Origin of the sequence: Methanoculleus sp. UBA208 (assembly GCF_002498065.1) — an archaeon.
Lineage (GTDB): Archaea > Halobacteriota > Methanomicrobia > Methanomicrobiales > Methanoculleaceae > Methanoculleus.
The window spans coordinates 24,235-38,234 of sequence record NZ_DAFZ01000021.1 but is presented as its reverse complement, the minus strand read 5'-3'; the positions used below and the strand labels follow the sequence as shown (position 1 = coordinate 38,234).

Annotated in this window: 11 protein-coding genes and 1 pseudogene; 3 read left to right on the top strand and 9 right to left on the bottom strand. The window is 63.5% G+C overall.

Features of this window, described 5'->3' with window-relative positions:
• Positions 1-140: 140 nt before the first annotated feature.
• The 3 genes and pseudogenes from BRA62_RS01605 to BRA62_RS01595 all read right to left on the bottom strand — a co-directional run bounded on the left by BRA62_RS01605 (position 141) and on the right by BRA62_RS01595 (position 2,598).
• Positions 141-365 (bottom strand): PspC domain-containing protein, encoded by a 225-nt coding sequence (locus BRA62_RS01605; RefSeq protein WP_292364333.1) that lies wholly within the window; start codon positions 363-365, stop codon positions 141-143.
• A gap of 85 nt (positions 366-450) precedes the next feature.
• A complete protein-coding gene (locus BRA62_RS01600; RefSeq protein WP_292364332.1) occupies positions 451-1,725 on the bottom strand; it encodes a RecQ family ATP-dependent DNA helicase in 1,275 nt (424 codons plus the stop codon).
• Positions 1,726-1,806: 81 nt separating this feature from the next.
• Positions 1,807-2,598: pseudogene (locus BRA62_RS01595) on the bottom strand (N-formylglutamate amidohydrolase).
• A gap of 181 nt (positions 2,599-2,779) precedes the next feature.
• Between BRA62_RS01595 and BRA62_RS01590 the strand changes: the two are divergent.
• Entirely contained in the window at positions 2,780-4,075 is a 1,296-nt protein-coding gene (locus BRA62_RS01590; RefSeq protein ID WP_292364331.1) for a sodium-dependent transporter, read from the top strand.
• A gap of 11 nt (positions 4,076-4,086) precedes the next feature.
• Here the strand turns inward: BRA62_RS01590 and BRA62_RS01585 are convergent, their stop codons facing one another.
• The gene (locus BRA62_RS01585) at positions 4,087-4,581 is read right to left on the bottom strand and encodes a redoxin domain-containing protein (RefSeq protein ID WP_292364330.1); all 495 of its coding nucleotides are present in this window, start codon (positions 4,579-4,581) and stop codon (positions 4,087-4,089) included.
• A gap of 195 nt (positions 4,582-4,776) precedes the next feature.
• Here BRA62_RS01585 and BRA62_RS01580 point away from each other — a divergent pair, with 195 nt between their 5' ends.
• Positions 4,777-6,096, top strand: a complete 1,320-nt coding sequence (locus BRA62_RS01580; protein WP_292364328.1) for a hemolysin family protein — start codon at positions 4,777-4,779, stop codon at positions 6,094-6,096.
• Between the two features lie 890 nt (positions 6,097-6,986).
• Here the strand turns inward: BRA62_RS01580 and BRA62_RS01575 are convergent.
• From BRA62_RS01575 to BRA62_RS01555, 5 genes are all read right to left on the bottom strand, one after another.
• A complete protein-coding gene (locus BRA62_RS01575) occupies positions 6,987-7,496 on the bottom strand; it encodes an FKBP-type peptidyl-prolyl cis-trans isomerase (RefSeq protein WP_292364327.1) in 510 nt (169 codons plus the stop codon).
• Positions 7,493-10,696 carry a tetratricopeptide repeat protein gene (locus BRA62_RS01570; RefSeq protein ID WP_292364326.1) on the bottom strand — a complete coding sequence of 1,068 codons (3,204 nt, stop codon included), beginning with the start codon at positions 10,694-10,696 and terminating at the stop codon, positions 7,493-7,495. Before BRA62_RS01570 ends, BRA62_RS01575 begins: the two co-directional genes overlap by 4 nt.
• 284 nt (positions 10,697-10,980) lie before the next feature.
• The gene (locus BRA62_RS01565) at positions 10,981-11,367 is read right to left on the bottom strand and encodes a rubredoxin (RefSeq protein WP_292364324.1); all 387 of its coding nucleotides are present in this window, start codon (positions 11,365-11,367) and stop codon (positions 10,981-10,983) included.
• A 152-nt stretch (positions 11,368-11,519) separates the two neighbouring features.
• Positions 11,520-11,963, bottom strand: coding sequence for a J domain-containing protein (locus tag BRA62_RS01560; protein ID WP_292364323.1), 444 nt, complete (start codon positions 11,961-11,963; stop codon positions 11,520-11,522).
• Positions 11,963-12,361, bottom strand: a complete 399-nt coding sequence (locus tag BRA62_RS01555) for a DUF126 domain-containing protein (protein WP_292364322.1) — start codon at positions 12,359-12,361, stop codon at positions 11,963-11,965. The genes BRA62_RS01560 and BRA62_RS01555 overlap by 1 nt, the downstream gene beginning before the upstream one ends.
• A 43-nt stretch (positions 12,362-12,404) precedes the next feature.
• On the opposite strand from BRA62_RS01555, the gene BRA62_RS01550 reads away from it, so the two are divergent.
• The gene (locus tag BRA62_RS01550) at positions 12,405-13,577 is read left to right on the top strand and encodes a proteasome-activating nucleotidase (protein ID WP_292364321.1); all 1,173 of its coding nucleotides are present in this window, start codon (positions 12,405-12,407) and stop codon (positions 13,575-13,577) included.
• The last annotated feature ends 423 nt before the right edge of the window (positions 13,578-14,000 follow it).

Here is a 14,000-nt window from a genome sequence, read left to right as displayed (position 1 = left end):
CGCGATATCCACTGGAAAGCCGCGTACGGGCGAGTGACCAATGGAGAACCAGGTAATCCTGTGTAAGAGGAGCACACACAGCCGGCCCCTCCTCCGCAAAAAAAAACGGGCACAGCCTCCCGGCCGCACCCTGCCCTCTCCTACGCTTCGCTGAACGCCCCCACCGGGCGTGCCTGCCCCTGTTCCGGCAGGATGAGCCAGAGCAGGATGTAGATGATGATCCCGGGCAGGAACCCCGTCAGCACGGTAACGATGACCCAGATGGCCCGGATGACGTTCGGGTCGATCTCGAGGTACTCTCCGATGCCGCCGCATATTCCGGCGACCCACCGGTCGGTTGTTGAGCGGTATAACTTCTTTGCCATGGCAACTCCCGGAACGCTCATTCTGCCGTCGATGTAATAGATGTTTCCCCGGAGAACGGGATACGGAGCACCGGCATCCGGCGGCTCAGCCGGAAACAGAGCGGGCGGCACCGCGCTTCCGCTGCCCTGGCCGGGGGCGGGCCTTTCCGGCCGGGGTTCCGGCCGGCGCACAGGCGTCGCAGCCCCCGCAGGGAAGAGCGTCGAAGCGTTCCCCGAAGTATTCAAGGAGCATCTTTCTCCGGCACTCCGCCGTGGTGCAGTAATCCGCCATGCTCTGCAATTTCGAGCGTGCAACCTCGCGCTGGAACTCGGACGGAAGATCGCGGTCGATGAACGACCGGAGGCGCCGTGCGTCGTTATCGTTATAGAAGAGGATGCAGTCGCTCTCCTTGCCGTCCCTACCCGCCCGGCCGCTCTCCTGGTAGTAGGCCTCGAGGGTCTTTGGCATATCGTAGTGAACGACGAACCGTACATCCGGCTTATCGATGCCCATGCCGAACGCGCTCGTCGCGCAGACGACCGGAACCTTCCCGCCGATGAACCTATCCTGCGTCTCCCCCCGGGCGGCCGCCGTCATCCCGGCGTGGTAGGGAAGCGCCGGGACACCGCCGGCCCGGAGCCGTGCCGCAAGCGTCTCGGCCCCGTCTCTCGTTGCGACATAGACGATCCCGGCCTCCCCTCTCCTGCCCCGGAGGTAGGCGCGGAGCCGTTCATATGCGCCCTCTTCCTTCGGGACGACGGCGTAGCGGAGGTTCTCGCGGTTGAAACTCCCGACATAGATCGCCGGGTCCGCGAGATTGAGCTGCCGGACGATGTCTTCGCGGACGTCCGGCGTGGCGGTCGCCGTCAGGGCGACCATCGGCACCCCGGGGTACCGTTCCTTGAGTACAGCGAGCGACCGGTACTCCGGACGGAACTGGTGCCCCCACATCGATATGCAGTGCGCCTCGTCGACCGCGATCAGCGTGACCGGAAGGGACGCCATAAGGTCGATAAAATCTTCGCCGACCGCCTTCTCCGGCGAAACGTAGAGGATCTGGATCAGATTCTCCTTGAGATCAGAGAGGATCCGCAGTGTCGCGGCGTAGGAGCAGGAGGAGTTCAGCGCTTCCGCGCCGATCCCGCGGGCCTGCAGGTCGTCGACCTGGTCCTTCATCAGGGCGATAAGAGGCGATATCACCAGCGTGACGCCAGCGCCCATGAACGCGGGGACCTGATAGCAGAGCGATTTGCCGCCTCCGGTCGCAAGCACCGCGAGGACGTCGCGCCCGGAAAGAAGATCCTCGATGATCTCCCGCTGGTAGGGGTTGAACGCCGTATGCCCGAAGTAACGCTGCAGGATCAGATTCAGGCGATCCATTGGTATATAAGTGGGCGCTCTACCGGCATAGTATCTTCGGCCCCACAATCCGGCGGAATACGGCCTGATTGAGCACGTTCTTCATCCCGAGACCTCGTCCCAGAACCCGGTGAGGGCGGAGAAGATCCTCTCCCTGAGGTCGGCGAGCCGTGCCTCCCCGGCCTCGCGGTTTTCTGTCTCGTAGAAGCCGCGGTTGATCTCGACCTGGACCCAGGGGATCCGCCGCCGCCGGTAGTGCGCCACCGAGATGAAACCGCCCCGGAAGGGATCGTTCATCGCAACCCGTCCCTCACCGTCGAACTCCGCCTGAAACGACCGGGCGAGCGCCTGGAGCCATCCCGGCGGGCAGGTCACGAGACCGCCTGCCGTTTTGGGCTTCCCGTTCCGGTCCCCCCGGTTGCTCAGGCAGAAGAGCGGGCGGGGGCGTCCGGCGTCCATCCGGACCGGCGGGGACCTGGGCAGCATGCTGTGGCAGTCGAAGGCGATCTCGATCGGCCGGGTATCGAGCGCTCCGGCCAGCCGTTCGTGGAAGGGGTGGTAATAGTTCTGCAGAAGGGTGCCTATCAGTTCCCTGCCGGGGGTCTGCCCTCTCCTGAACACCGGTGTCCCGTCCTGCGTGATAACCTTGACCACGCCGTCCTAGGTCCGCGGCGGGTAGTCGTAGGGCGGCCGGTTGGTGTCGACGAAGATCCTTGAAACGTCGAAGTCGACCAGCGCCTCCACCGCATCGTCGAACCCGTAGATGCGGCGGGTATGGGGATCGCTGTTGAAGACGATCTCCTTTCGCGAGAGGTTGACGAGATCGCGGACCTCGGGCGGAACGGAGGTGCCGCCATGCGGGATCGAGATGAGGAACGGATTTGGGCCGCTCAATCCGCCCTCCCCCTGCCGAGGCGGATCCGGGAACTGACACTCATACTGCTTCTAACCGCAGTCGTATGAGGACACCCGGTACAAAAGTGCATTGATCGGGGATAATGTGCCGAACCCGGGCATGCATATAAGGGCAGAGCGCCCCTTTACCCGAGGGAACTGGCCCCGAACGGTGAGAAGCATGGGGAGAGAAGAGTGGTCGTCAACGCTGGGCTTCATTCTTGCAAGCATCGGCTCGGCCGTGGGGATAGGGAACATATGGCGGTTTCCCTACATCGTGGGCGCCAACGGGGGCGGCGCGTTCCTGATCCCGTATCTGGTCTCCGTCCTCCTCTTCGGCCTCCCCCTGATGGTGCTGGAACTTGCCATCGGACGCTCCACGGGGACGTCGGTCGTCTCCACCTTCCGGTCGATCCGAAAACGGTTCTCCGTCGCAGGCCTCGTCATCGTCACCATCGTCAGCCTGATCCTCGGCTACTACCTCGTGATCACGAGCTGGGTGCTCGCGTATGCCCTCTTCTTCATCCTCGGCCGGCCGATGGAGTTCGGTGCGTTCACCGACTCCTACCTCCCGCTCGTTTTCTTCCTTCTTTCGGGGCTCGCCGTCTTCATGACGGTGCGGTCCGGGGTCAGGGAGGGGATCGAGAGGGCCTCCCGGTATCTCATCCCGATCCTTCTCGTGTTCCTCCTCTTCCTCGTGGCGGTCTCGCTCACAGAGCCCGGAGCGGTCGAGGGAGTCGGGTTTTACCTGTCCCCGGACTATTCGCGGCTGACCGACCCGGCCGTCTGGATCGCGGCCTTCGGGCAGGCCTTCTTCTCGCTCTCCGTGGGCATGGGCATCCTGCTCACCTTCGGGAGTTACCTCAAAAGAGAAGCCCTCTTCCGGAACGCCGCCATCATCGCCGCCGCCGATATACTGATTGCAGTCCTTGCCGGGCTCGCGATCTTCCCGCTGGTCTTCACCGCGGGCCTTGACCCTGCAGCCGGGGTGAACCTCGCGTTCATCACCCTGCCTTCGGCCTTTACGGAGATCCGGTATGGTATGCTGCTCGGAGCGCTCTTCTTCCTGATGCTCTTTGCTGCGGCGCTCACCTCGGCGGTCTCCATGCTCGAGGCTCCGACGGCGGCGCTGATGGACTCGTACGGCTATCCCCGGAAGCGTGCCACGCTCCTTGTCTTCGCTGCGGTCATGCTCCTCGGGCTTCCGTCCGCTCTCAGTTACACCGCCCTGAAACTCGAGGTCTTCGGGACGGCGTTCCTCGCCCTCGCCGACTATGCGTTCGGGACGATCGGCCTCATCGTCGCAGGGCTGATCGTGAGCATCGTCGGAGGGTGGTTCATGAGCCGCGCCCGGATCTGTGCCGAGATCGGCGGCTGCGGGTGGCAGCAGAAGGTCTATATGACACTCATCCGCTACGGTGTCCCGGCAGTCCTGCTGATCACGCTTATCGGGAGTTTCTTCAGGGTTGCGGGATGAAAAAAAGCCGGCTATAACTCCGGAACCTGCTCTTCTGCCCTCCTGCTCTTCTCCTGTGCCTGAAGGGCGTCCAGGACGTCCTGCATGTCGGGCACCGCCGTCGCCGGGTACTCCTCGACGAATATGATGCGCCCGAACTCGTCGACGACGACGTTTGCCCGCCTTGAGTAGCCCTTTTGGCTATCGAAGACATCGTACATCTGGGCTACGGCGCCGTGGGGCCAGAAGTCGGCAAGGAGCCGGGTCTTCCTGATACCGATGCTCTCCGCCCACGCCCGCTTGCAGGGGACGGAATCCACGCTGATGCCGAGGGCAACGGCCCCGAGGGCGTCGAACGCCTCCCGGTTCGCCTCAAGCGCTTTCATCTGCCTGGCACAGATGCTGGTCCAGGCCAGCGGGTGGAACGAGAGAATAACCCGCTTCCCCGGGAAGCCCGACAACCGGATCTCGTTTCCATTCTGGTCCGGTATCGAGAAATCCTGAGCCTGTTCGCCGACCTCGACCATCCTGCATCACCGGGTGAGACTCCGGTCCCGACGAAGATAAACATTTCTCACGAACAATCCTTCCCGGCCCTTCCAGGCTGATTTCCATGCACGGGACCGACGGCGACTCCTGCACCCGGCCGCTGTTCGGCCGTTGCCCGAAGGGCTTCCCGGGTGTCCCGCAGGTTTAAGGCTCCTGCTGGCAAGACTACTGCAATGCCACCTGCCACCGATATTGCGATCATCATCCTCCTGATACTCGCAAACGGCTTCTTTTCGATGGCGGAGTTCGCGCTCGTCTCTGCAAGAACGGCACGCCTGCAGAAGAGGGCAGCGGAAGGCGACGCCGGGGCGGCGACCGCCCTCGAACTTGCACGGGATCCGACGCAGTTCCTCTCCACCATCCAGATTGGCATCACCCTCGTCGGGATCCTGGCCGGAGCCTTCGGCGGGGCGACGCTCGCCGGGCCTCTTGCAGAAGTATTTGCTGAATATCCCCTGATCGCGCCTTACAGCGGCCCGCTCGCGGTAGTAACCGTCGTCGCCGTCATCACGTACCTGACGCTCGTCGTCGGGGAGCTGGTGCCGAAGCGGGTGGCCATGACTCACGCCGACCGGATTGCATCGCTGGTCTCGCGCCCGGTACGGCTCCTCTCGCTGGTCGCCGCACCGCTCGTCCGGTTGCTGAGCGCCTCGACCGAAGGGGTCCTCATGCTGCTCGGGGTTCGGAAGCCTTCGGGGCCCGAGGTTACGGAGGAGGACGTCAGGGTTCTCATCGGGCAGGCCACCCGGGCGGGCGTCTTTCTGGAGGCGGAACAGGATATGGTGGAGAGCGTCTTCCGCCTCGCCGACCGGCGGGTCAGCGTGCTGATGACCCCGCGGCCCGATATCGCGGCCGTGGACGTCGAGGACCCCGTCGAAGAGAACTGGCAGAAGATGGCGGATTCCGGGCATGTCTACTTCCCGGTCTACCGCGACCATCTCGACAACCTGCTCGGCGTCGTCTCGGTCCGCAGCCTCTGGGCGCGGATGATCGCGGGCGAGTCCCCCGACCTCTTAGCGGCAATCGAACCACCCCTCTTCGTGCCCGAGAGCGTCCTCGCACTCTCGGTCCTCGACGAGTTCAAAACCTCCGGGGCGCGGATCGCCCTCGTCACCGACGAGTACGGGAGTATCCAGGGTCTGGTCACCATCCACGACATCATGGAGTCGATCGTCGGCGGCATCCCGTCGCCGGAGCACCCGCCCGAGGGTCCGGCGGTCCGGCGTCCGGACGGATCGTGGCTCCTCGACGGGATGCTCCCGGTCGACGAGTTCCACGACCTCCTCGGTGTGGCGGCTACGCTGCCCGGAGAGGGGCGCGGCTACTATCAGACGCTCGGCGGGTTCGTGATGATGTACCTCGAACGGACTCCGGAGGCCGGCGATCGGTTCGCCTGGAACGGATTCCGGTTCGAGGTGCTCGATATGGACGGCCACCGGGTCGATAAGGTGCTCGTCACGCCGGTGGGGGGCGGGAAGGAGAAGAAAGGGTGACTTTTGGTCTCGTTGACTTTTCTCACCGGGGAGAGTCGTCGATTGCGTCGCGGACACGGGGTCGGGGGGACTGCACGACTCGAAGCCTCACGGCTTCTCGTGCTCCGGTTCTCGCACCTTTGGCCAGTCGTACTCACATATCATTCCTGGGACATCGCTTACCCCGATGCACGGATTTCATGGAGATATCGCCACGCACTGCCCCCGCCCCCTTGGGGGCGGGGAACGACTGCCGGGAGCGTAGCGGACGGCAGGAGTTGAAGCACCGCAGGTGCGGAGGAGGAGGCCGGAGGCCGGGCGGGGTGCGACGGGCCATGGGGCCGGAGCTTGAGAAGACCGAAGGTCTTCGAGTGGGGGTTACAGATGTCCGCGTACACGGTGGAGACAGGGGAGGGGGCACGCCCCCTTCGCACCTCTGGTGCTCGAGCTCGCTTCGCTCGCACTCCACACCCTTCGGGTGCTCGAGCTCCGTTCCTGCGGAACATCGCACTCCCCGTCAGCCCCACCTCGCACCTTCGGTGCTCGAACTCCGCTCCTCGCACCTTCGGTGCTCGAACTCCGTCCTTTCAGGACGTCGTTCTCCGGAGCGTCGTTCCCCCAATGGCGATACCCCCACGGAAGCCGTGCTACCTGTAATCACGAGGATTCAGCAGATTTAAAGGGATAGCATGAGCACCGAAGAACGACGTTCCGGTAGGAACGACCGTCCGCAGGACGGGAGTTTGAGCACCCGGAGATGTGAGATGCGCAGTCTCCTTGAAGCCGTGCCAGTGTGACCGCAGAAAAGTAGTTTCTGACTTCTCTGCAACTGTGATAGAGGTCGATCTGCAGAGTCGGGCTTGTTCCAGGGATGCCCCCCCCAGATGGAGTTCCAAAAAAGTTGAGTAATCCTACACAATCTCAACGAGGCTGATATGGAACGTAAGATCCTCGCCTGCGAGGCGGTGGTTCGCGTTGATGGTGACCGCATCGGCCGATACGGCGACGACCTTTGCGGGCAGCACCTGCCCGTCCTGCAGGAGTATCCCGACCTGGTCGCCGACCGTCAGGTTCTCTCCGCCGGTGATCCCGGCCGGGTCGAGGACAAAGACGAGATCCTCGCGGTACGGCCCGTAGGCTTGATCGGCCGGGATGTGCAGGGTCTTTTCCTCTCCGACCTGCATCCCGGTAACGCCCGCGTCAAACCCCGGGATCACCTCGCCGCTGCCGACGGTAAACTCAAGCGGCTCGCGCCCGGTGGAACTGTCGAAGACCGTCCCGTTCTCGAGGGTCCCGGTGTAGTGGACCTTCACGGTATCTCCGGACTTCACCTGCACCTCTTCGCTTGCGATGCAGCCTGAAGTGAAGGCGAGGACGCACGCGATCAGCAGCAGGGCGCCGAATGCCTGCCCGGATCTCATGATTTCCCCTCGCTCTCGAGCGCCTTTCTAAAGCACTCCACCGCTTCCGCAAACCTGCCCTGTTTATCAAGCGCTCTCCCTTTCAGGTACCATGCCCGGGCATGGCGGGGGTCCGCCTCGAGAACCTTATCGAAGCAGGCCGTCGCCCGGTCGGATTTCCCCAGGTGACCGAGGGCGAGCCCCTTCGCGAGCCAGGCATGGACGTCGCCCCCGCCCAGTTCTATAGCCTTATCAAACGCCTTGACGGCATCCTCGTGCCGTCCCAGCGCATCCATGAGCCTCCCGGCAGCATTCCAGGCGGCCGCGCTCTTCGGGTCGATCGAGAGCGCCTTCTCGTAGCTCGCGAGGGCGTCATCGTACCTGCCCGCCTTCTCGAGTACCGTTCCTCTCATAAAGAGGGCGGCGGGATTCTCGTCCTGGAGAACGATGATCTTGTCGATCGACTTGACCGCCTCCTCGTAACGTCCGAGATGGATGAGGGCCGACGAGCGGGCATGGAGGGTCTCGATGCTGGTCGGTTCCCGGTCCAGAACCTGCGTGTAGGCGGCGAGGGCATCGTCGTACCTGCCGGCCTTCTCGTGGGCCTCCCCGAGTCTTCGCAGGGTGAGAGCATCCGCCGGATCGGCCTTAATCACCTTCTCGAAACATTCCACAGCATCTGCGTAGCGTCCGAGCCACATGAAGATCTCCCCGCGCCGCTGCCAGGCGGCCCAGTTCTCCGGGCCGGCCTCGACGATACTGTTGGAGCACTCGAGCGCGTCTTCATACCGGCCCATGTGCACGAGGGCGCTCTCGAGGGTGTACCATGCTTCGGCGTCACGCTCGTCGCCCTCGAGCACCAGTGCGTACTGCTTGATCGCTTCGCCGAACTTTCCGTCCCGCTCGAGCGCCATGCCGGACGCCATTCTCGCATCGCGGTCTTCAGGAGCGATTTTCAGGTAGTGTTCGTATGCTGCTCCCGCCTCTTCGTGCCTGCCGACGGCTTCCAGCATATCAGCCCGGATCTTCAAGACCGCGGCATTCGAGGCGTCGGAGGCGAGCACCCGGTCGCAGCACTCGATCGCTTCCCGGTGCCTGCCGAGCCGTGCGAACGCGACGGCGAGCGCAAAGCAGGCGCCGGTATCGTCCGGCCGGCCTTCGGCCACCTTTGCGTAGCACTCCGCCGCATCCGCGTACTGCCCCATCCTCTCAAGGGCCCGGCCCTGGTTGAACCACGCAAAGAGGTTGTCCGGGTCGGTCTCGACGGCCTGTTTAAAGCGCCCGGCAGCCTCCTCGTAGCGGCCGAGCATGGCGAGAGCGAACCCGAGATTCACCTGGTGGCCGCCGCCGTCAGGATTGGCGGCAAGGAGCGCTTCGTAGCAGTTTGCTGCCGCAGCATAGCGGCCGAGGGCCTCGAAGAGCCACGCCTTCCGGAGAAGCATCCCGGTGTCCCCGGGACCTGCCTCCGTCACCCGGTCGATGGATTCGAGCGCTTCCTCGTATCGGCCGAGGCGCTCAAGCGCCCTGCTCCGGCCGAGCAGGGCGGCCCGGTCGGCGGGCTCGCCCAGGAGTGCCCGGTCGTAGCAGGCGAGCGCCTCCTCATACCGCCCGAGGTGCAGGAGCGCGTCTCCCCGGCTCTTCTCCGCCGCCGTATCCCGGGGATTGATCTCGAGGAGGGCTTCGAACGCCTTCGCCGCTTCAGCATACCGGGAGAGGTGCAGCAGGGCATCTGCCTTCCTGTACAGGAGCGGGAGGCTGTCTCCGCCGGCTTCCTGCACCCGGCCGAGATACGCCAGCGCATCGTCGTACCTGCCGAGGCTCATAAGGACATCCGCCTTCATTGAGCGGGCGGCGGTGTTGTGCGGCTCTTTCTCGAGAATCGCATCCAGGCAGCGGGCGGCCTCGTCATACCTGCCGAGATGGATGAGTGCGGTACTGCTCCGTTGCAGGACGGAGACGTTCCCCGGACCGGCCTCGAGAGCGTTCTCGAAATCCTCCTGTGCCTCCGCGTACCGCCCGAGGTGGAGCAGTGCGGTTCCCCGGCAGTTGTAGACTATCTCGTTTAATGCATCGAACTTCAGCGGCTTCTGCTTCCGGGGCGTCCCCTGCTCGTCCCGCTCGAAGAGCGCAAGGTCGGTGCTGCTCCCGATCCACTTCATCCCGGTCATCGCCCGGTTCTCGAGAACACGGTCGAACGACAGGACTGCCTCGGCGTACTGACCGAGATGGAAGAGTGCCATGCCGCGGGCGTACCACACCTGAACCTGGCTCTGGTCGTGCTTCAGGATATGATCGAAGCTCTTGACCGCCCGGTCGTAGCGGCCGAGCGTATCGTAAACCATCCCCATGGAGTAGCGTACCGGGATATGGTCCGGGTCGGCGAGGGCGACTTGATCGAAGCACTCCATTGCCTCTGCGTATCTTCCTGCCCGGAGGAGCATTGAGCCGCGGTGGTACCAGGCGGGGATATTTCCGGGCTCGACGGCGGCGATCTCGGCGCAGCAGCCGGCAGCATCCTGGAACCAGCCGAGGTGCTCGAGCGCCCGGGCTTTGCCGTAGAGCGCGTCGAGGTTGCGGGGTTCCGCCTCAAGCAGCCGGCCGAACGTCTCGACGGCTCCCGGGTAATCTCCCCGGTACAAAAGAGCGGTCCCGATTCTCGCGAGGACATCGGTGCTGTCGGGTCTCACCCTGAGGATCTTCTCAAAACAGGCCGCCGCTTCCCGGTAGTCGCCGGTCCGCTCGAGCATCCTTCCGTGTTTCTCACGCAGGACAACATCCTCCGGGTCTCCGGCCAGTGCTCGAGCGTAGGCCTGCGCCGCATCGGCGTACCGGCCGAGCCTCTCAAGCATCTCTCCCTGCCAGTACCAGGCGTTCGTGTCTGCGGGTTTTTCTTCGACGACCTTCGCGAAACACCCGGCCGCCTCCTCGTAGCCGCCGGTCCGGGCGAGGACGTGCCCCAGCGCCCGCAATGCTTCCGGGTCGCCGGGAGACGACTCGAGAGCCTTCCTCAGCCACTCCGCGGCTTCGCCGTCCCTGCCGAGACAGGCGAGCGCCCGGCCCATGGAGAGCCTGACCGGACCGTTTTCGGGATCGATCTTGAGCGCCTTCTCGAAGCTCTTCACCGCCTCGCCGTAGTTCCCGGCCTCAAACTGAGAATTCCCCTGCTTTATTGAGGGATTTGCATCTTTCCCCTGACCAAGAATATTACCGAAGAAATCCATCCGACACCATCTGCCGCTGTTCGTTTACTCCACGATTACTCGACGCTGCACTCCGCGAACGGTTGCCTGTGGAGATGGCTACCGTTGTTTTCCAGGATTGATGCGCCGGCCAGTATTTGAAAGGACCGGTTTGTGCAGGCAAGCGGGTTCAGACTATAATGTGTGTTACGGATTCAAAAGAGTGCCGCCGCGAAAAGCACGTATCGAGCCGGAGCACGGGATCCCTCTGCAGCCTGCAGGCTATGATCCCGGGAGAGGGGCGGGCCGGGCCGCCATCTCCTCACTCAAACGTCCATGATAGGGTCGAACTGCGATTTGCCGACCGGGCCATGGAAACTCGATATCTGCGGGTCCATCCCGCAGACCGGGCAGGTGTAGTCTTCCGGCAGGTCCTCGAATGCGGTACCCTTCGGGTAGCCGCGGAGCGGTTCGCCGCGTTTCTTGTCATACACGTAGCCGCAGATCTTGCAGACGTACTTGGTCGGTTCCCAGGGCTCGAACCCCCATGTCCCGATCTGCCCCTTTCCGGTCGCACCACAGACCGGGCATACGTAGTCCTCCGGCAGGTCTTCAAACGCAGTACCTGCCGGAATGCCGCGGTGGGGCTCGCCCCGTAGCGGGGAGTAGACATAGTTGCAGTACTTGCACCGGTATCGCTTCACTTTCTCCATAGGCATCACGTTCACCTCGCGAGAAACATCGGCACGAAGGCGGTTTCACCTGATAAGGTTTCGCGTCCCATGTCCGGTGCAGGCACAGACCCTGTTTTCCGGATCGCGAGGGCGGCCATTGCCGGGAGGGATTCCCCTCCGTCAAAAAGGTTTCAGGAGTCCTGCCCCCTGCCGCCCGTAACGACGCGCAGAAGGAGCGAGAGCATGAACATGAAGACGATTGCCACGCCCCAGACGAGCAGGACCGCTATGAGGCCAAACCACCCTGTCCCGGCCCCGGGCGCCCCCCCTCTCCAGGTAAATTCGCGTGTCCACGCTGTCCGTCCTTCCCCGCCGGGCGTCCGGGTCCGGAACGGGTCGTGCACTCCGGCGCCGGCACCGCCCCGGAGAGCGAGATCGTAGCGCGCCCGGGTATCAGGGTCGCTCAACGTCTCGTAGGCCTGCTGGATGGCGATGAACCGCTCGCCTGCATCAGGATCGTGGTTGACGTCCGGGTGGTACTGTTTGACAAGCGCCCGGTACGCCGCCCGGATCTCTTCAGGAGTCGCGTCGGGAGCAACGCCCAGGATCTCATAATACGTCTGCACAGGAGGCATCACGCGGTCTCATCATATGATACTTCGCCCGTATCCCCGTTCACCGTCACCCGGGTGCCGGTCGGGAGGCGGGAGAATTCCGGCGGGAGGCGGTCGACCATGGGGATCCCCGCGATGATCGCCCCGGCCGCGATGATCGGTTCGGCCTCCGTATTGATGATCGCTGCGGGGGCCAGGTCGTTCTGCTTCAGCGCGTAGATGACATAGGACCCGACCGTCGATCCCTTCCCGTAAGGGAAGGCCAGCACGCGTCCGGCGATGGATTGCCCCTCGAGCGGATGCCCGTGTTCGACGACGATGCCGGTATTCGGATCGACACCCGAGAGGAACGATATGGGTTCGGAGGATATGAGGAGTTCTCCGTCTGCAATACCCCTGGATATGCTTCTGCCTTGCATGATCACTGCCACCACATTATAATGTGGTTGGAGATCCTACTATATGAGTGACATGGACGAAACCATTGGCAGCACCCCCGGCAGCGAGCACGACATGCTCACTCTCCAGATCCAGGACCTGAAGGCGCAGATCCTGGATTACAAACTCAAGAATGAGTTGCTGGAAAAGGAGCTCCTGCAACTCAGGAAAGAGAACGCTCAGTTAAAACGGGTGCCGCTGTTTGTTGCCGCTGTGGTCGATGTGCTTGAGAACGGCGAAGTGTATCTCCGGCAACAGGGCAACAACCAGGAATACGTCACCGCGGTCAACGAGAAACTCCACCGCACCCTCAAGCCCGGAATGAAGGTGGCGGTGAACAATACCCTCTCGATCGTCAAGACGATCGGCAACATCTACGACGCGAGGGTCAGGGTCATGGAGCTCGACGAGCAACCGAGCGTGACGTTCGAGCAGATCGGCGGCCTGAGAGACGAGATCGAAGAGGTCCGTGAAGCCGTCGAGTACCCGCTCACGAAACCCGAGATCTACGAGCGCGTGGGTGTGGAGCCCCCGAAAGGCATCCTCCTCTACGGTCCGCCAGGCACGGGAAAGACACTGATCGCAAAGGCGGTTGCCCGCCAGTCGCAAGCGCGGTTCATCAGGATGTCCGGGAGCGAACTCGTCCACAAGTACATCGGGGAGGGCGCGCAGCTCGTGCGGGAGCTCTTTATCCTCGCCCGGGAACGCGCTCCGGCGATCGTCTTCATCGACGAGATCGATGCGATCGGGAGCATGCGCACGAACGACGGGACCTCCGGGAGCGCCGAGGTCCAGCGGACGCTGATGCAGCTCCTCGCTGAGATGGACGGTTTCGGGAACCGGGGCAATATCCGGATCATGGCTGCGACCAACCGGATCGATATGCTTGACCCGGCGCTCCTCCGCCCCGGCCGGTTCGACCGGATCATCCAGGTCCCGCTCCCGGATGCCGGAGCACGCCTCGAGATCTTAAAGATCCACACCGCGAAGATGACGCTCTCCGGGGACGTGAATCTGCCCGGGCTTGCGGAACTCGCCGGGGACACCACCGGCGCGGAGCTGCAGGCGATCTGCCGCGAGGCCGGGATGATGGCGATCCGGCGGGACGCAGACGCCGTCGGCCGGGAGGACTTCCTCGCGGCAATCAGGAAGGTGAAGCGCGAGGTTGCGGCGCCGGACAGCCGCATGTATCTCTGAGGGGTTTCTCTTCCCCGCTAATCTTTTTGTCTGCACCCTGCCGCCGGAGTATGAAAGAGGGCATCCCGAAACCCCGTTGCCGGGGAGGATGTGCGAGGGCCTCCTGACTGCTCACATTTGCACTACACAGCCTTGCGGTGGTGCTCGAACTCCACGTCGGACCCCTCGCCGGACGGTGCTCATGTTCCGCTTTCGCTCACATATCCTAAGATACGATGTTCGTTGGAAAGCCATGCACAGGTGAACCGCCAGCACGCTTGAACTTCTTCCGGGACTTTTCCGCGAACTAAACGGCTGAAACTATGGAGAAGCCTGGTGCACTGGACCGTGGTGGCTATCGCCATTGGGGGAGTGCGACTGGCCGAGGGGCAGGAGCACGAGCACCATTAGGTGCGAGGGGTTGCAGGGGAGGGGGGGGGGGGA

Excerpts from the sequence above, each read along its gene's own strand:
- BRA62_RS01605 (WP_292364333.1), bottom strand. The coding sequence starts at position 365 with ATGGCAAAGAAGTTATACCGCTCAACAACCGACCGGTGGGTCGCCGGA.
- BRA62_RS01600 (WP_292364332.1), bottom strand. The coding sequence starts at position 1,725 with ATGGATCGCCTGAATCTGATCCTGCAGCGTTACTTCGGGCATACGGCG.
- BRA62_RS01590 (WP_292364331.1), top strand. The coding sequence starts at position 2,780 with ATGGGGAGAGAAGAGTGGTCGTCAACGCTGGGCTTCATTCTTGCAAGC.
- BRA62_RS01585 (WP_292364330.1), bottom strand. The coding sequence starts at position 4,581 with ATGGTCGAGGTCGGCGAACAGGCTCAGGATTTCTCGATACCGGACCAG.
- BRA62_RS01580 (WP_292364328.1), top strand. The coding sequence starts at position 4,777 with ATGCCACCTGCCACCGATATTGCGATCATCATCCTCCTGATACTCGCA.
- BRA62_RS01575 (WP_292364327.1), bottom strand. The coding sequence starts at position 7,496 with ATGAGATCCGGGCAGGCATTCGGCGCCCTGCTGCTGATCGCGTGCGTC.
- BRA62_RS01570 (WP_292364326.1), bottom strand. The coding sequence starts at position 10,696 with ATGGATTTCTTCGGTAATATTCTTGGTCAGGGGAAAGATGCAAATCCC.
- BRA62_RS01565 (WP_292364324.1), bottom strand. The coding sequence starts at position 11,367 with ATGGAGAAAGTGAAGCGATACCGGTGCAAGTACTGCAACTATGTCTAC.
- BRA62_RS01560 (WP_292364323.1), bottom strand. The coding sequence starts at position 11,963 with ATGCCTCCTGTGCAGACGTATTATGAGATCCTGGGCGTTGCTCCCGAC.
- BRA62_RS01555 (WP_292364322.1), bottom strand. The coding sequence starts at position 12,361 with ATGCAAGGCAGAAGCATATCCAGGGGTATTGCAGACGGAGAACTCCTC.
- BRA62_RS01550 (WP_292364321.1), top strand. The coding sequence starts at position 12,405 with ATGAGTGACATGGACGAAACCATTGGCAGCACCCCCGGCAGCGAGCAC.